The 17,132-nt window shown below is 44.4% G+C and carries 15 protein-coding genes; 14 read left to right on the forward strand and 1 reads right to left on the reverse strand.

What is annotated here, in order from left to right; genetic code table 11:
• The 11 genes from A3G19_RS02090 to A3G19_RS02140 all read left to right on the forward strand — a co-directional run.
• Positions 1-350, forward strand: a 350-nt coding sequence (locus tag A3G19_RS02090; RefSeq protein WP_294870343.1) for a hypothetical protein, incomplete at its 5' end; no start/stop codon positions are given.
• Positions 351-386: 36 nt separating this feature from the next.
• A complete protein-coding gene (locus A3G19_RS02095) occupies positions 387-1,991 on the forward strand; it encodes a cation:proton antiporter (RefSeq protein ID WP_294870345.1) in 1,605 nt (534 codons plus the stop codon).
• Between the two features lie 81 nt (positions 1,992-2,072).
• A complete protein-coding gene (gene fabZ / locus A3G19_RS02100) occupies positions 2,073-2,516 on the forward strand; it encodes a 3-hydroxyacyl-ACP dehydratase FabZ (RefSeq protein WP_015653145.1) in 444 nt (147 codons plus the stop codon).
• A gap of 5 nt (positions 2,517-2,521) precedes the next feature.
• Positions 2,522-3,307: an acyl-ACP--UDP-N-acetylglucosamine O-acyltransferase gene (lpxA, locus tag A3G19_RS02105; protein WP_294870347.1), complete on the forward strand. Its 786-nt coding sequence runs from the start codon at positions 2,522-2,524 to the stop codon at positions 3,305-3,307.
• Positions 3,304-4,536 carry an ATP-dependent Clp protease ATP-binding subunit ClpX gene (gene clpX, locus A3G19_RS02110; protein ID WP_294870349.1) on the forward strand — a complete coding sequence of 411 codons (1,233 nt, stop codon included), beginning with the start codon at positions 3,304-3,306 and terminating at the stop codon, positions 4,534-4,536. The genes lpxA and clpX overlap by 4 nt, the downstream gene beginning before the upstream one ends.
• 8 nt (positions 4,537-4,544) lie before the next feature.
• The gene (locus tag A3G19_RS02115; RefSeq protein ID WP_015653142.1) at positions 4,545-5,582 is read left to right on the forward strand and encodes a rod shape-determining protein; all 1,038 of its coding nucleotides are present in this window, start codon (positions 4,545-4,547) and stop codon (positions 5,580-5,582) included.
• Positions 5,575-6,336, forward strand: a complete 762-nt coding sequence (mreC, locus tag A3G19_RS02120) for a rod shape-determining protein MreC (RefSeq protein ID WP_015653141.1) — start codon at positions 5,575-5,577, stop codon at positions 6,334-6,336. Before A3G19_RS02115 ends, mreC begins: the two co-directional genes overlap by 8 nt.
• A 66-nt stretch (positions 6,337-6,402) precedes the next feature.
• Positions 6,403-9,660 carry a carbamoyl-phosphate synthase large subunit gene (gene carB, locus A3G19_RS02125; RefSeq protein WP_294870351.1) on the forward strand — a complete coding sequence of 1,086 codons (3,258 nt, stop codon included), beginning with the start codon at positions 6,403-6,405 and terminating at the stop codon, positions 9,658-9,660.
• Positions 9,661-9,663: 3 nt separating this feature from the next.
• On the forward strand, positions 9,664-10,095 hold the full coding sequence (locus tag A3G19_RS02130) for a hypothetical protein (protein ID WP_294870353.1): 432 nt from the start codon (positions 9,664-9,666) through the stop codon (positions 10,093-10,095).
• Positions 10,096-10,105: 10 nt separating this feature from the next.
• The gene (locus A3G19_RS02135; protein ID WP_294870355.1) at positions 10,106-10,681 is read left to right on the forward strand and encodes a hypothetical protein; all 576 of its coding nucleotides are present in this window, start codon (positions 10,106-10,108) and stop codon (positions 10,679-10,681) included.
• Between the two features lie 2 nt (positions 10,682-10,683).
• Positions 10,684-11,862, forward strand: coding sequence for a glutathionylspermidine synthase family protein (locus A3G19_RS02140; RefSeq protein WP_294870357.1), 1,179 nt, complete (start codon positions 10,684-10,686; stop codon positions 11,860-11,862).
• Here the strand turns inward: A3G19_RS02140 and A3G19_RS02145 are convergent.
• Positions 11,854-13,773 carry an EAL domain-containing protein gene (locus A3G19_RS02145; protein ID WP_015653136.1) on the reverse strand — a complete coding sequence of 640 codons (1,920 nt, stop codon included), beginning with the start codon at positions 13,771-13,773 and terminating at the stop codon, positions 11,854-11,856. The genes A3G19_RS02140 and A3G19_RS02145 overlap by 9 nt on opposite strands.
• Positions 13,774-13,968: 195 nt before the next feature.
• Between A3G19_RS02145 and A3G19_RS02150 the strand changes: the two genes are divergently transcribed.
• Genes A3G19_RS02150 through A3G19_RS02160 form a run of 3 tightly spaced genes read left to right on the forward strand, consistent with a single transcriptional unit; the run spans position 13,969 to position 17,122 of the window.
• The gene (locus A3G19_RS02150) at positions 13,969-14,535 is read left to right on the forward strand and encodes a GNAT family N-acyltransferase (protein ID WP_294870359.1); all 567 of its coding nucleotides are present in this window, start codon (positions 13,969-13,971) and stop codon (positions 14,533-14,535) included.
• Positions 14,532-16,589: a TonB-dependent receptor gene (locus A3G19_RS02155; protein WP_294870361.1), complete on the forward strand. Its 2,058-nt coding sequence runs from the start codon at positions 14,532-14,534 to the stop codon at positions 16,587-16,589. The genes A3G19_RS02150 and A3G19_RS02155 overlap by 4 nt, the downstream gene beginning before the upstream one ends.
• Positions 16,586-17,122: a hypothetical protein gene (locus A3G19_RS02160; RefSeq protein WP_015653133.1), complete on the forward strand. Its 537-nt coding sequence runs from the start codon at positions 16,586-16,588 to the stop codon at positions 17,120-17,122. The genes A3G19_RS02155 and A3G19_RS02160 overlap by 4 nt, the downstream gene beginning before the upstream one ends.
• Positions 17,123-17,132 lie beyond the last annotated feature (10 nt).

A 17,132-nucleotide genomic window follows, 5' to 3' on the forward strand; every position in this document is an offset into this window, starting at 1 on the left:
TGTATATTAGTGGCACTTATTTTTTCCATCTAAATAATAATTCCTATCCGATAGACACCTATTCATGTGATAAAAATTTTCTTTACACCTATAGTGAACAAAGTCGTATGGCAATAGGAGAAAAAGATCCCCATGAGATATCATTTATACTTCAAAAAAGGACAATAGACAATTATTCCATCGAATGGTCAAAAGAAGTTCATTATAATGGAAAACATTTTTTTAAAGGTGCTAAATTTTTATCAGCACATGAAGAAGATCAAAAAATATTTATTAAACTGTATGATACTTATTTGAAAAAAATTGTTACTATTGTTCTACCTATTCCATCTCAATCGCCCACTTTTTAATCACCCCTAGCACACACCTTGCACTATAATGTCTCTATGGAAACTTTACTCTTATCAATCTTTTTAACCGTAGCCATCGCGACAGTTCTCAACATCATCCTAAAGCGATTCGGTATCTCTCATATTATCGGCTATATCACGACAGGGACGATCGTGAGTACCCTTTTTGGCTTCAATGGCTCGGCGAACGATTCACTCGATTTTATCGGGGAGTTCGGGATTGTCTTTTTGATGTTTACGATCGGGCTGGAACTGAGTCTGGAAAAGATCAAAAAGATGAAAGAGATACTCCTCACCAACGGACTGCTGCAAGTCGTATTCAGCGTCGTGGTGATCTTTTTGCTCTCCCATTATCTATTTCGTCTCGATTTCAATACGTCACTGATCATCTCTTTGGCATTTTCCCTCTCTTCCACTGCCATCGTCCTCACCTATCTGAAAGAGTCCAAAGACATCCACACCCCCTACGGGCAAAAATCGATGGGAATATTGATTTTTCAAGACCTCGCGGTCATCCCGATTTTGCTCCTTATCACCTTTTTATCGAATGACACCCTCTCGCTGGGCGAAGTATTGTGGAAAACACTCCTCTCCGCCATTTTCGTCGTCGTTTTTATGTTTACCCTCGGAGATAAAATCGTTAATGCTCTTTTGCAGTTTTCAGCCAAAACAGAGCTTGAAGAGCTTTTTTTAGGCTCCGTTTTCTCCATCCTCATCGGTGCGGCACTTCTCGCACACAGCATGGGGTTCACCTACTCGCTGGGGGCGTTTATCGCAGGGATGATCATTGCCGATACCCGATTTAGCGTCAAAGTAGAGTCCGATATCGCCACCTATAAAGACCTCCTTTTAGGGGCTTTTTTCTTCGGCGTCGGAACCAAGATCGACATGCTCTACTTTGCCGAAAACATCCACATTATTACGTTTGTTTTCATTTTTGCCATGCTTTTTAAAGCGGTCGTTATCTATGCGATCATTCGACGCAACTCTGACAAAAACACCTCCGCCAAAACCGCCCTTTCGCTCGCCCAAATCGGAGAGTTCTCTTTTGCCATTTTTGCTTTGGCCGGATCAGAAAAACTGATTAGTGAAGAGATGGCAAGCTTTTTAATCTTGGTCAGCGTCATTTCAATGATCCTCACCCCCTTTATCATCGGGAATATTTACAAACTCTCCTCCTATTTTGAAAAAGAGTTTTATGAGTCGGATGTCATTACCCCTATCGAACGCCAAGATCACATTATCGTCGCAGGTTTTGCGACATTGGGTAAAATTGTCGCTGCTTCGTTACAATCCCAAGGGGCGAACTTCATCATCATTTCCGACAACCTAAAACACGTTTTGCACGCCAGAAAACTGGGTTATATGGCCTATTTCGGTCACTTGAACAAACTCCCCGTTTTGGAATCGTTGATGGTCAAAGAAGCTCAGGCGATCATCATCACGATGAGCGGTGAGCAAAACCGCCGACTCATCAGTGAAGCGGTTCTGCATTATGATAAAAAGGCCCATGTTATTATTAAAATCGACAGTGTTGAAGAACGTAAAAATTTGAGAGATTTGAGCGAACTTGAATTTGTCGATGCCAGCTTTGAAATTGCTGATTTATTGGTAAAACGGGCATTTAAAAGCTGCTCTTAAAGTAAGTTGGAACCTCATTATCATTTATTAACAGTTTTTGCGGTAAAATTGGGCGATTTTTTACCCAAGGTGTTTACAAATATGATAGATGTCGTTCAAATTCAAAAAATTTTACCCCACCGTTTTCCTTTTCTCCTTGTTGATCGCGTTACTGCTATTACTCCCAATGAGTCATTAATCGGTTACAAAAACGTCACTATCGGTGAACAGATTTTTGAAGGCCATTTTCCGGGTCATCCGATTTATCCTGGTGTTATGATTTTAGAGGGAATGGCGCAAGCCGGCGGAATCCTCGCTTTCCAAAGTATGGACATGACCGAAGAAGAAGCAGCCCGTAAAGTAGTTTACTTTATGAGTATCGACGGTGCGAAATTTCGTGCCCCAGTCCGTCCGGGAGATCGCTTGGAATACCGAATGACCGTCGTAAAACACAAAGGATCGATTTGGGTGCTAGAGGGGAAAGCTTACGTTGACGATGCACTTGTCAGTGAAGCTGAACTCAAAGCTATGATCGTAGACAAGTAGGTCGTATGAGTTTGATTTCACCACACGCCATTATCGAAGAGGGTGCCCTCATAGGCGAAGATGTCGAAATAGGGGCATTTTGTTTTATCTCCGGTAAATCAAAAATCGGCAAAGGGACAAAAATCGCCCAAGGGACGTGTATTTACGGAAACACAACCATCGGCGAATACAACGATATTTTTTCTCACGCCGTATTGGGTTCCGTTCCGCAGGATTTGAAATACGCAGGAGAAGAAGTCGAACTCATCATCGGTGATCGAAACAAAATCCGCGAATTTACCCTCTTTAATCCGGGTACGGCAGGCGGTGGCGGTAAAACCGTTGTCGGAAACGACAATCTTTTCATGGGCTATGTCCATTTAGGTCATGACGTCATTATCGGAGATCACTGTATCCTTGCCAATGCCGCGACATTGGCAGGACATGTTGAGATGGGGAACTACGCCGTTATCGGCGGGATGACACCTATTCATCAGTTTGTTAAAATCGGCGATTATGCCATGATCGCGGGAGCATCTGCCCTTTCTCAAGATGTTCCTCCCTATTGTTTGGCTGAGGGAAATCGTGCAGTGTTGCGCGGATTGAATCTCAACGGATTACGCCGTCATGTCGAACGCACTGATATCGACGCTCTTCGCATCGCTTACCGCGAACTGTTTGAGTCAGGAAAACCTCTCCAAGAGCAAGCGATCGCTTTGCTTGAGAGCGCAACAAGCGAATTTGTTAAAAATTTGTGTAATTTTATCGTTAACACCAAACGTGGTATCCCCTATGAAAGGAATCAATCATGATTCACCGCCATTGCAGTTTCTGTGACGCTCAAGAGAGCGATCACAACCCGCTCATCGCCGGAAATAATGTCTATATTTGTAAGAACTGTGTCTTTTCCGCGTATAAAATCATGTTCGGAGACTCCGAAGGTGAAAGTGCAACCGCGCATGAGCACAAAGCAACTGAGCTTTTAACCCCTAAAGAACTCAATACCTTTTTGGGACAATATATTATCGGTCAACAGAGGGCACGAAAACTCTTATCGGTGGCCGTTTACAACCACTACAAACGTATTTTTAAACATACGCAGATTGAAGATGAAACGGAAATTGCCAAATCCAATGTCCTTCTCATCGGACCGACGGGAAGCGGTAAAACACTGATGGCGCAAACCATCGCCCGTGTCCTTAATGTCCCTATCGCTATCGCGGATGCAACCAGCCTCACCGAAGCGGGATACGTCGGTGAAGATGTTGAAAACATCCTTACCAAACTCCTCCAAGCGGCGGATGGCGATGTTGAACGAGCACAGCAGGGGATTGTTTTTATCGACGAGATCGATAAAATTTCCCGTATGTCTGAGAACCGTTCTATCACCCGTGACGTATCGGGTGAAGGGGTTCAGCAAGCACTCCTTAAAATCATCGAAGGTGCCGTGGTCAACATCCCACCTAAGGGTGGGCGCAAACACCCGAATCAAGACTTTATCCAAATTGATACTTCAGGTATCCTCTTTATCTGCGGTGGAGCGTTTGATGGCCTCGGACAGATTCTAGAACGTAAAAAAGGGAAAAATGTCATGGGCTTCGGACAGGACAAACGGAGCACTACCGATATCGATGACAGCTTTGAAAACGTCGAGCCCGATGATTTGGTCAGTTACGGCCTTATCCCTGAGTTGATCGGTCGTCTGCCGATCATCGCATCACTTAACAAAATTACCGAAGAAGAGATGGTTCGAATCCTCACCGAACCGAAAAACTCTCTGGTAAAACAATACACTAAACTGTTTGCCATCGACGATGTCGAGCTCACCTTTGACAATGAGGCGCTCAATGCGATCGCGGCCAAAGCATTGGCACGTAAAACAGGTGCGCGCGGCCTTCGTGCCATCATGGAAGAGACGATGGGAGATACAATGTATGAACTCCCGGAATACAGCGGATATGAAGTCCTTATTACCAAAGAGGTAGTCGACGATAATGTCCCCCCTGTATACATTAAAAAATCAACTCAAAAAAGCGCATAGGAGAGTCAATGCTATTTAATAAATTAATCGGAATGTTCTCAAATGATCTCTCTATCGATTTAGGGACGGCGAACACTATTGTGATTGCCAAAGGGAAAGGGATTATTATCAATGAGCCCTCTGTTGTTGCCGTAAAAATGGAAAAATACGGTCAACAACGGGTCCTTGCCGTAGGTCGTGAAGCCAAAGAGATGGTCGGTAAAACTCCGGGCAATATCAAAGCAATCCGCCCTATGAGAGACGGTGTCATCGCTGATTTTGATATGACGGAAAAAATGATCCGTAAATTTATCGAAAAAGCTCACGGACGCAGCAGTCTCATCAGCCCGCGTATCATCATCTGTATCCCTTACGGCTTGACCCAAGTAGAGCGAAAAGCGGTACGTGAATCGGCTATGAGTGCCGGAGCTCGTGAAGTTTATTTGATCGATGAGCCTATGGCAGCGGCAATCGGTGCGGGGATCGATATCCGTGAACCGAAAGGGAATATTGTCGTCGATATCGGTGGAGGGACTACCGAAATCGGTGTTATCTCACTCGGCGGTCTCGTTCTTTGCCGTTCTATCCGTGTTGCGGGTGATAAAATCGACCGTGCTATCATGGATTACGTCAAACGCAAGTACAATCTTCTTATCGGCGAGCGTATTGCCGAAGATATCAAAATCAATATCGGTACTGCAATGCCGCTCGCGCAAGAGCTTAAAATGATTATCAACGGACGTGACCAAGTTGAAGGGTTATTGACATCGATTGAACTCTCCAGCGAAGATGCCCGTGAAGCGATGCGTGATCCGCTCAAAGAGATTCTCGAAGCGATTCGTGATGTCTTAGAAAATATGCCTCCTGATTTGGCAGGCGATATCGTCAACAACGGTGTTATCCTCACCGGAGGCGGAGCACTGATCCGTCAGCTTGATAAATATATTTCTGAAATCATCAAAATTCCGGTTTACGTAGCCGATGAGCCACTCTTGTGTGTTGCTCGCGGAACCGGCCGTGCACTCGAAGAGATCGATCAACTCCACGAACTTTTCGATAATGAATAAACAAACCTTAAGTGCTGCGGCACTGCTCGCCATTTTGGTGGGTGGAGCACTCTATTTTACCAATTTACTCCAATCTCCTATTATCCATCTTAATCTTGCACTCAAAACCACTTATCATAACGCGGCAGAATCGATTCAACATGCCATTGATGAACATTTCAACCAACAATCAACCATCATTGATTTACGTCAAAAAAATCGCTTTTACGAGCAAGAGTTACTCAATCTTCATCAAATCGCCGATGAATACCAAAAATTGCTTCAAGAGCATAACAGCAATTTCAAAACGACACCTCAAACCGCACTAGTCCGTACCCTCTCCTATGTCCGTTTCGGCGATCCCCACCGCGTATGGATAGAAATGGATAAATTTGATCCCAAACGTGTTTATGGCCTTCTGTATCGCGGTTATACGGCAGGAATCGTTGTTGCGAATAACAAGCGCCCCATAGCACTGCTGAACGGCGATGTAAAAAGTTCATATGCCGTGAATGTCGGAACTTCCATGGCACCCGGAATTGTACGCGGAAACAACGGACGGCATTTGATCGTAGAATTTATCCCTACATGGATTCCGATATCTGTCGGAGACGAAGTACTCACCTCTGGATTGGACCGTATCTTTATGTCCGGTTTAAAAGTAGGGAAAGTGCTCTCCATTACTAAAGCCAGCGGCTATCAAAGCGCTGTTATCGAACCCTATTTCTACGGCAAAAATCCCGCCTATTTTCATGTCATAACGCAAGTAAGATAGCGCTTGTAATCCGATTTTAAGTGCTTCTCGTCTATAATAATAAAATTTTTATGACGAGGGGTCTCAATGCCAAAACGCGACGACATCAAAACGATATTACTCATCGGATCAGGCCCGATCGTCATCGGTCAAGCCTGCGAATTTGACTACTCCGGGACACAAGCGGTCAAAACGCTCAAAGAACTCGGTTACCGCGTAGTTTTGATCAACTCGAATCCGGCAACGATTATGACCGACCCCGAATTTGCCGATCGTACCTACATCGAACCTATCAAACCCGAAATTATCGCCGAAATCATCAAAAAAGAGAACGTTGATGCTATTTTGCCTACCATGGGAGGGCAAACGGCACTTAACGCCGCTATGAAAATGCATGAACTCGGGATGCTTGAGGGGATCGAATTTCTCGGTGCCAACCCAAGCGCCATCAAAAAAGGGGAAGACCGACAAGCGTTCAAAGAGTGCATGGTAAAAATCGGAATGGACTTGCCGATTTCCCGTTATGCCTACAATATGGAAGAGGCGATGGCTGCTGCCGAAGCGATCGGTTTTCCGATCATCATCCGTGCTTCGTATACCTTAGCCGGTGGAGGAAGCGGTGTTGCGTACAACATCGATGAGTTCAAGATGCTCGCTCAACGCGGACTCGACGAATCTCCGATCACCGAAATCTTGATCGAAGAGTCACTCCTGGGATGGAAAGAGTACGAGATGGAAGTTATCCGTGACCGTAACGATAACTGTATCATCGTCTGCTCCATCGAAAACTTCGACCCGATGGGTGTCCATACAGGTGACTCCATCACCATTGCCCCTGCCCTCACATTGACCGATAAAGAGTATCAGCGTATGCGTGACGCATCGTTCGCTATTCTTAGAGAAATCGGTGTCGATACCGGTGGCTCAAACGTACAATTTTCCGTCAATCCTGAAACCGGACGTATGATCGTTATCGAAATGAATCCGCGTGTATCACGTTCATCGGCACTGGCTTCGAAAGCGACCGGATATCCGATCGCCAAAGTTGCAACCCTCCTCGCCGTCGGATTTACCCTCGATGAGATCACCAACGACATCACAGGAACCCCTGCGGCATTTGAACCGGTCATCGACTACATCGTCACCAAAGTTCCACGCTTTACGTTTGAAAAATTCCCGGAAGCGGAATCAACCCTTACTACGAGTATGAAATCGGTCGGTGAAGCAATGGCAATCGGCCGTACGTTCAAAGAATCGGTTCAAAAAGCCCTCTGCTCACTAGAGACAGGTCTCAGTGGATTCGATCCGATTGATGGTGATCTCGAGTTTGTTAAACATGAAATCCGTCGCCCGAATGCGGAACGTATTCTCTACGTCGGACAAGGGTTCCGTATGGGACTTTCAAAAGAAGAGGTATTTGAACTCTCTAAAATCGATCCGTGGTTCCTAACCCAAATTGAAGAAATTATCGCTCAAGAAAAAATGATCACAACAGCAACCCTTAGCGATGAACCACAGCTTCGCCGTCTCAAAACCGAAGGATTTTCGGATAAAAATATTGCCCGTCTAATCACTTTAAATGGCGGAAGTGCAAAAGAAAATGATGTATACGACGCACGTAAAGCTCTCGGAATCGCATTCGAATACAATGAAGTCGATACCTGTGCGGCAGAGTTCGGTTCATTAACCCCATATCTCTATTCAACGACCAATATCACCCGTCTAGGACTTCAAGCACCGCGTCAAAGCGACAAGAAAAAAGTAATGATCTTAGGCGGCGGACCAAACCGTATCGGTCAGGGGATCGAATTCGACTACTGCTGTGTTCACGCATCATTCGCCCTCAAAGAGATGGGGATCGAGACCATCATGGTCAACTGTAACCCTGAAACCGTCTCTACCGATTACGATACTTCAGACGTCCTCTATTTCGAGCCGATTGATTTTGAACACGTCCGCTCCATCGTCGAAGCGGAACAACCCGATGGTATCATCGTTCACTTCGGAGGACAAACACCGCTTAAACTTGCGAACGGCCTCCATGAAATCGGTGCTAAAATCGCCGGAACATCGGCTGAAGTGATCGACTTGGCAGAAAACCGTGAAAAATTTTCGGCTTTTGTTGTCGAGCAGGGGTTGAAACAGCCGGAAAACGGTATTGCAATGACAAAAGAACAGGCATTTAAGGTAGCGGAAGAACTCGGTTATCCGGTTCTTGTACGACCATCCTACGTTTTGGGCGGACGTGCAATGCGTATCGTCTATAACGAAGATGAACTCCGTACCTACATGGATGTCGCCGTATCGGTCAGTAACGACTCTCCGGTACTCGTCGATAAATTCCTTGATCAAGCGGTAGAACTGGATGTCGATGCTATCAGTGACGGCACGGATGTCTACATCGGCTCCGTTATGCAGCACATCGAAGAGGCAGGGATTCACTCTGGAGACAGTGCATGTTCACTCCCTCCGGTAAGTCTAAGTCGCGAGCTTCAAGCGCAAGTCGAACAACAAACCAAAAAAATTGCTTTGGGGCTCGGTGTCATCGGAATGCTAAACATCCAATACGCGATCTACCAAAACGAGGTTTACCTCATCGAAGTAAACCCTCGTGCTTCTCGTACCGTGCCGTTTGTTTCCAAAGCGACCGGAATGCCATTGGCCAAAGTTGCAACCCGTGTAATGGTGGGTGATACACTCCGTAATGCATTGAAATTCTACGATAACTACAATATCGTTATGGAAGCAGACGGTTTACTCAAACCACGTCTCAAAGGGCATGTTGCGATCAAAGAAGCGGTATTCCCGTTCAATAAACTCTACGGGGCCGATTTGGTCCTCTCTCCTGAGATGAAATCAACCGGTGAAGTTATGGGTATCAGTGAAAATTTTGGTGTCAGCTTCGCGAAAAGCCAGTTGGCCGCCGGAAACAAAATTCCTACCTCAGGAACGTGTTTCCTCTCATTCATCGAGATGGATAAAATTCACGCTCCTGAAATCGCACGCGGATTACACAAACAAGGGTTTAACCTTGTCGCAACGCGCGGAACTCAAAAAGTGATTGAAGAAGCAGGTATCCCGTGTGAAGCAGTTCTTAAAATCTCTGAAGGGCGTCCTAATATCGAAGATGTGATGAAAAACGGAGAAATTTCTCTTGCCATCAACACTTCCGATAACAAAACATCCAAAAAAGATGCTGAGCAGATTCGTCAAATCGTATTGCGTATGGGAACACCGTATTTTACGACCCTAAGTGCCGCACGTGCCGCTATTGAAGCGATGGGACATATGCAAGATGATAGCTGGATGGAACCTCACGCACTCCAAGATTATCTTCTCTCTTAAGCAATGAACAAAATCATCCTCGCCCAAACCGACACTACCGTCGGTTTTCTCTCTCAAGATGCTAAGCGTTTAGAAGAGATTAAAGGGCGTGCAGGCAATAAACCCTTTTTAAAAGTCTACGCAGACCTCAAAGTTTTGTGTCACGATATCCGTATTCCACCACTCCACAAGCACCGTGTTCGTCATAGTACCAAAACGACATTTATTGTCAAAAACCAAGCATTCCGCTATGTCAAAGACCCGGATCACGCACGTCTCATTCAGCCTTATGGGTGGCTCTATTCCACCTCTGCCAATGAGGGCGGGAAAAACTTCGATAATACTTTTTGCCGCGCTGTCAGTGATATTATTGTTGAAGATTATCGCGGTCTTCATGAACAAAGTGCCTCAAAAATTTTTGTCCTCAACACCACCCACTTAAAACAATTACGATAGGAGATTAACCATGAAACATTTCACCTCTGCAAAACATATCATGATGGGTACAATGGGACTCGTCGTCCTCAGCGCCCTCAGTGGGTGCCAAAGCGCTCCTGAAGAACAAGCGGAAGCACAAAACAAATTCCTCGTTGTCGAACAACTGAGCAGCGGAAAATACGTTATCGTTGAAGAGATGCCGACAGAGGGACCAAGCCGAGCGATTATCAAAGAGACCGATGAAAACGGTACCGTTACCGAACGGGTTATGAGCGAAGCGGAGATGAAAGAACTCGCTGACCAAGAGTACAAAAAGATGGAAGCAGGTCAATCAGAACTTAACGCCGAACCGCACAGTGAGGGGATGGGGCTTGGTGGAACTATCCTCGCCGCTGCGGGGGGAGCATTGCTCGGAAATATGATCGGAAACATGTTGATGAACAACAAAAATGTTCAAAGACATCAAGATATGTCCAACCGCTCCGCGTATCACCGTTCCTCTGCCGGAGGAAAAAGCTCAGCGACTTCAAGCACCCAGAAAAAAAGTTTCTTCGGCAATTCCGCTTCCAAAAGCACCTCTTCCAGCAGCAGTTTCGGAGGATGAGTATGGTAGCCCTCCAAAACATCAAAGCGATCGATGATCGTACATTAGAAGAATTCGGATTCGGATGGCATACCGATAACGATGAGAGCAAGTACATTGCCAATGAACTCGTTGTTGTCACCGATGCCGAAGCCGAAGCGTATTATGAAGCGGTCAATGAACTCTACGATATGTATACCTCTGCAGCTCAGCACGTAATCGATAATAACCTCTTTTTTGATCTCGGTATCCCCTTTAACCTCATTGAGGCGATCAAAAAAAGCTGGGAAAACGATGTCCATTGGCATCTCTATGGACGATTCGATCTCTCAGGCGGGATCAACGGAACGCCGATCAAACTGATCGAGTTTAATGCCGATACCCCCACCTCACTCTTTGAGACTGCAATACTTCAATGGGCACTGCTCAAACACAACGGTATGGACGAAGAGCGTCAATTTAACAATATTTATGAAGCATTCAGCGATAATTTCCGTCGCCTCGTCACCCTTTTCGATGATCCAAGCGACTTTGAAAAACATTACGATGGCTGGAAAATCCTCTTTAGCTCTATCAGCGGAAATATCGAAGAAGAACAAACGGTACGTCTGCTGCAACAAATGGCCATTGATGCAGGATTCGAAACCTCCTTTGAACCTCTTGGCGGCGTAAAGTTTGATGACGAAGGGATTTACGACCGTGCCGAAGAGCCATACGAGTATTGGTTTAAACTTTATCCGTGGGAAGATATTGCGATCGAAGAACCGGAACTGGCAACACAGCTCACTACCATTATGAATAACCAAAAAGCGATCATCCTCAATCCAGCCTATACCCTCCTCTTCCAGTCCAAAGGGATGATGAAAATTCTGTGCGATCTCTTCCCGGATTCTCCCTATTTGCTTAAAACCTCGTTTGAGCCTCTCAAAGGGGTAGCACACGTGGAGAAACGGATGTTCGGGCGTGAAGGTGCCAATGTGCGTATTATGGATGCCTCAGGCACTGTGATCGAAGCGAACGACGGGCCGTACGGTAACTTTAAACCGATTTACCAAGAGTACGTCGAGTTTCCAAAAGATTCTCAAGGCAACTGCTATCAAGCGGGGGTCTTTTTCGCCTACGAAGCGTGCGGTTTAGGATTCCGACGCGGCGGGAAAATTCTAGGCAATATGTCAAAATTTGTGGGGCATGTTTTACGATAGTGATGTCGGTTTACCGGTAAAGTATCCTTGTGAATAATCAACATCTAATTGTTTGAGCGTATCGTAAATCTCTTCATTTGAAACAAACTCCGCAATCGTCTTTGCACCGATTTTATGTGCAAATTCGATAATGGTTTCAACGATAATATGGTGACGACGATTACCGCTAATTTCCCGTATGAGCGAACCGTCTATTTTGATATAGTCGACATTTAATTTGAGAATATTTTCAAAATTAGAGTACCCCGTTCCAAAATCATCAATTGCTATTTTCGCACCCAGCGCCTTAACCTGTGTAATAAACTGTGTTACTTCAGCATAGCTCTCGATTCCCTCGGATTCCAAAATCTCAAATACGACCCGATTTGCAGTACCCGTTTGGGTAATGGTTCGAATGATTTCATTAACGGTATGCGGGTTACGGATATCACTATCGGATAAATTGATAGAAAATTCCTCGCTGCGTAAAGCAAAAAGCTTGCACGCTTGATAAACCACTTCAAGCGTGATTTGTGGATAAAGCTTGGTTTGCTTTGCAATTGGCAAAAACTCCATTGGTGGGACAATATTTCCTCCATCATCAATCATTCGGACCAATGTTTCATATTTTTTGATTTCACCTGTTCTAAAATCTACAATCGGCTGGTAATGACAAACAATACGATGTTCAAAAAGAGCTCTGCGAACATCGGATGCCATTGTCAAATTTGAACGATAAAGTTCCTCTACCCGTTCTTCTTGATCGTAAAAAGCAATCGGTTTTTTATTCTGTTTGGCGTAATGTAAAGCGATATCGGCACGTGTTAACACTGTTTCGCTACCTAAAGCAACGCCGATAGTCACCCTGATATTCAGACTCTCTTCGTTTACCATAAAAGTCTTTTCATCCAAAAGTGTGATCAAGGTAATCAAACGATGTTCCAATTCATCCTGATTCATCAAGTTTGTAAATGTTAATGCGAACTCATCACTTCCCAAACGATAACATGAACCCGATAATACATTCAGCCAAGCACCGATTTGTTTCAGTATTTCATCACCGATATCAATTCCGAAAAAATCATTTACCTCTTTAAAGTCATCCACATTTACAATCGCCAGAGCGGTGATTTCTCCTTGGAGCAATTTCTCTTGCAGTCTAAATCGGTTAGGCAAACCGGTCAATAGATCACTGTAATATTGATTCTCCAATTCAAGCGTTTTTTCCCTCACAGCACCTTCAAGAGAGCTATTCATCGCTTCCATTTGAGTCAGATAAAGGTGTGTTGTATCTTGCATTGCATTAAATGCGGTAACAATCTGTTCTATCTCAGCACTACCGTTTTCTTCTAATACCAACTGATCACCGGGACGATAATGACGTACTTTTTGAGAAATCTGATTCAAAGGAGAGAGAAGATAGCGTACCCACCATACTGCCAAGAAAAATATCAGCGCAGCACTCAACCCCACACCGTAAAAAACTTTATGCATGGATTGACGCGTCTCATCATATGCCAAATCACTGTAATACAATGTAACTGTTCCCATGGATTGCCCCAATGTAGGTTCCTTGAGCTGATGCGTTAGTGAAATAACTTTATCTCGGGAAAGTGCCTTTTGTGTGTTGTTACGATAAACATATAACTCTTTGCCATTGTGATCCCTAATGGATAGTTCTATGACATCGGGAACCGAAACCACCGAGGAAACTTTTTCTTCGATTTGATCATAAAATTTTAAATAGAGTGTCATTTGCAGCGATTTATCAATCGTTTGCAGCAGTAAATCGGCTTTTTGTTTTTCGGAAACCCGTTTTGTATTTTCAAATGTCGTACTAATAGCCCATCCAAACGTAACAAAAATCACTACAAAAACGAGAATTAATGAACCAACAACTTTATAAGACAAACGACTTTTAGAGCGATACATAACTAACCTTTGTACATAAAAAACATTCTGAATAAGTCTAGTGTGCTTCTATAGAAAATAATACAAAAAATAAATCAGCATTCTAACCTGTGTAATATACTATCTAATTTATTTATCCAATCTTTACCAAACCTTATTATTTCAGCTATGCTTAACGGTTTGTATACTATCTTATCTCCTTAGAACGCACAAAGGGTGAAATCATTGAAATGCCACCTCTCATCTTCAGTAGCGGAACAGAACGCTATTTTGCGGCAACGCTATGATGTTTTTGTCGAAGAGTTCAATTTTTTTACCCCCAGAGAGGATGGGCAACGGATCGAATATGATACCTATGATGATCATGCCCTTTTATTCGGTGTCTGGGAACAAGATCTTCTGATCGCGTCCTGCCGCCTCATTCTTCCGAATACTCCCCTTGGTTTACCGACACTCAACACCATGGTCATTGATTCGGAAAAACTGCAGGATATTCAGCAAACTGCCGAAATTTCACGGATTACCGTCGCGTCCGACCAAAGAGCTTTCAGAAAAACGATAAAGGTCCTTCAAACGATGCAAAAGGAAATTAATCGCGTTTCGGCCAATTATGAAATCAACCAATGGATCGGAGCCGTTGGGCCCCGTTTTCTACGCCTCCTGAATCAATCTCGTTTGCTCTATCGCCCCATCGGTCCGCTTCAATTTCACGTCGGTACTGAACGCTATCCTATACTTTTGCGGCTCCAAGACTATACCGCATCCCTAAAAGAGAACCGATGAGAACTCATTTTTCTCTGGCGTTGCTACTCATTCCTTTTACATTTTTTGCGGCTGAGACAGATTCAAACCTTTTCAATAATCTTACAAGCGACATCAATACCATTGCCCAAACCGCAAAAAACCAGCGGGCCAATATTGATTATCTCCCCTATATTATGACCGTCTTTGAGGGCGAAGAACTTTCCCGCGCCGGTGCATCCTCACTCAAAGAGGCACTTGCACTTACTGCCGGAGTCAACATTGCCAGCGATAATCTCTCTTTATTTAATCCGGTCATTCGAGGATCCAATCCCGTTGCTTACGGTCAAAGCAAACTCATTATTGACGGTATCGAAGTTAACGATCTTTTTTTTGATGGCTATACTGCGTATCTAACCATGCCGATCGATATGATCAAACGGATCGAAATTGTCCGTGGTCCCGGCAGTTACAGCGATGGGCACTGGGGCTATGCCGGTTCCATTGTAGTAACAACGTATAAAAAAGAACCGGATAGTGAAAAAAATGGGCGCTGGTTTATGTCAGCCGGTACTCATAATACCTATAAAGCCGGTGCTGCCTATGCAATGAAGGATAACGATTTCACTTTGGCGGCAGATATCTACACCGTACACGATAATCTCTCCCTCTCTTATGATCAAGACGGTCTTTCCAATAATCTTCTCGGCAGTGCGAATGCGCACCTCTCTCGCTCCGGCAATGCTCCTTCCTCAACGGATGCCACCATGTTTTCACTCTCCCTCTCCAAAGGAGATTTTTTTGCCGATGGACGCATCTCCTCTTACCGTCACGGATCAGAGGGGGGGATTAACTATGCTCTTGCAGCTGATGGGGATCACTACAATATCGATCAATGGCAAATTCGTGCCGGAGCGCACTACAATCTAGATAACTTCAGGGGAATATTTCAAGCAGGAATGGTACAAGACAGCTTTATCAGCCATTCTCTTTTAGCCCCATCGGGACTCATCCTCCCTTCGCTCACACCACCTACTGTCATTGTTAACTATCCAAATGGGTTTTACGGTAATCATGAAGCAATTATCCAAACCTATCAAGTCAATAATTCCCTCTCCGGCACTATACTCGCAGGCGAAGCAACGTTCGGAGTGGGTAAATCATGGAGCAGTGTTACTTCAGAAAAAACCGTAACGACCAATCGTGACACTGGAACCGGGATGAGTGACTATTCTGAGATTCTCCCTTTTTTCAGCCCAACCGGCTCCATCAGCAATATCACAACCTATCTGACCTATGAGAGAGTGATCTCCTCTTCATTAAGCGGCTATGCCTCATTGACCATAGACAAACGTAATAACTTGTCAGCCCAAGTAGATCCGCGCGTCGCACTCTTATATACTATTGATCCGGAAAATCTCATCAAATTTTCAATCTCCCGCGCCCATAGAAATCCCTCATGGCAAGAGATGTTTACCCTCAACAACAAAGCAAGATGGGGTAATCCAGACCTCGTTCCAGAAACCGTTGTGGCCTATGAAACCCAATTCATTCATCGCTTTGAAACCGATCACACCCTCTCTATCAACTTTTTTCATCTCAGCAATGAGAATCAAATTTATCCCCAATACAATAACACACTATCACGCTACGAATACATAAACGGATCAGAGAGCAAGATTAGAGGATTCGAGGCCGAATGGCGTAAACGTTACGATAGCACCTCTTTTTATGCCGCATTCACTCGTATTTGGGCAGAAGATGACAGTGGTACAACGCTCCCCAATGCTCCGAGCAATACCGCACGCGGATTTATCACGCATACTCTCGATACAAACTGGTATGGCTCACTGTCCGGACGCTGGCAAAGTGCAACCCCAAGAACATCAGCTGATACGCGTGATGATATGGAAGCCATCGGTATAGTTGACACTTCCATAGGATATAAACTTCCGAAAATTCAAAGTGAAATTCAACTCACAGCTAAAAATATTTTCGATAAAAATGAATTTTACCCAAGTCAAAACAATACCTATGATGGAGATTATCCCTCAACCGGGCGTACATTTTTATTTACTTTCAGGGGGACATTTTGAAACGTCTTCTAATAAGTATTTTACTTTGCACTGCCGGATGGAGTGCCTCTTATGATCCATTTTTACTCGAGACTCAGCTCTCTTTACTGCCAAAAATTGCCGTATTAGAAAGAAATTTCCTTTCATCTAATACGAAATCTCCCATCAAAATTTTGATTGCTTACGACCACGGAGATGATGATACAGCCGCATTGTGTATCAAAATATTAATGTCTAAATTCAATGGTCGTCTTAACGGTCGTCCGATCAACGCAACAGCGCTTCCGTTCGATAAACTTGACGGATCAACATCCTATCACTTTATTTATGCCCTCAAAGCGAGCTTGTCGCAGCTTAATAAAGTTCATAACGCTGTGGGAGCATCGGGTGCGATTACAGCGCTTTACGATGCAGACAAATTGGGTGAAGACGGCCTATTGCTCTCAATTCGGATGGAGAGGACCCCCATCATCCTCATCAATGCGAAAGCGCTTCGGAACAACCATTTTTCATTCCCCGATAGCCTACTCGAAATTTCGAGAATCATTCAATAGTGTTTCACCA

The sequence above is a fragment of the Sulfuricurvum sp. RIFCSPLOWO2_12_FULL_43_24 genome (genome assembly GCF_001829605.1).
In the GTDB taxonomy this organism is placed as follows: Bacteria; Campylobacterota; Campylobacteria; order Campylobacterales; family Sulfurimonadaceae; genus Sulfuricurvum.

Coding starts and splice junctions, on each gene's coding strand:
- A3G19_RS02095 (WP_294870345.1), top strand. CDS start 387: ATGGAAACTTTACTCTTATCAATCTTTTTAACCGTAGCCATCGCGACA.
- fabZ (WP_015653145.1), top strand. CDS start 2,073: ATGATAGATGTCGTTCAAATTCAAAAAATTTTACCCCACCGTTTTCCT.
- lpxA (WP_294870347.1), top strand. CDS start 2,522: ATGAGTTTGATTTCACCACACGCCATTATCGAAGAGGGTGCCCTCATA.
- clpX (WP_294870349.1), top strand. CDS start 3,304: ATGATTCACCGCCATTGCAGTTTCTGTGACGCTCAAGAGAGCGATCAC.
- A3G19_RS02115 (WP_015653142.1), top strand. CDS start 4,545: ATGCTATTTAATAAATTAATCGGAATGTTCTCAAATGATCTCTCTATC.
- mreC (WP_015653141.1), top strand. CDS start 5,575: ATGAATAAACAAACCTTAAGTGCTGCGGCACTGCTCGCCATTTTGGTG.
- carB (WP_294870351.1), top strand. CDS start 6,403: ATGCCAAAACGCGACGACATCAAAACGATATTACTCATCGGATCAGGC.
- A3G19_RS02130 (WP_294870353.1), top strand. CDS start 9,664: ATGAACAAAATCATCCTCGCCCAAACCGACACTACCGTCGGTTTTCTC.
- A3G19_RS02135 (WP_294870355.1), top strand. CDS start 10,106: ATGAAACATTTCACCTCTGCAAAACATATCATGATGGGTACAATGGGA.
- A3G19_RS02140 (WP_294870357.1), top strand. CDS start 10,684: ATGGTAGCCCTCCAAAACATCAAAGCGATCGATGATCGTACATTAGAA.
- A3G19_RS02145 (WP_015653136.1), bottom strand. CDS start 13,773: ATGTATCGCTCTAAAAGTCGTTTGTCTTATAAAGTTGTTGGTTCATTA.
- A3G19_RS02155 (WP_294870361.1), top strand. CDS start 14,532: ATGAGAACTCATTTTTCTCTGGCGTTGCTACTCATTCCTTTTACATTT.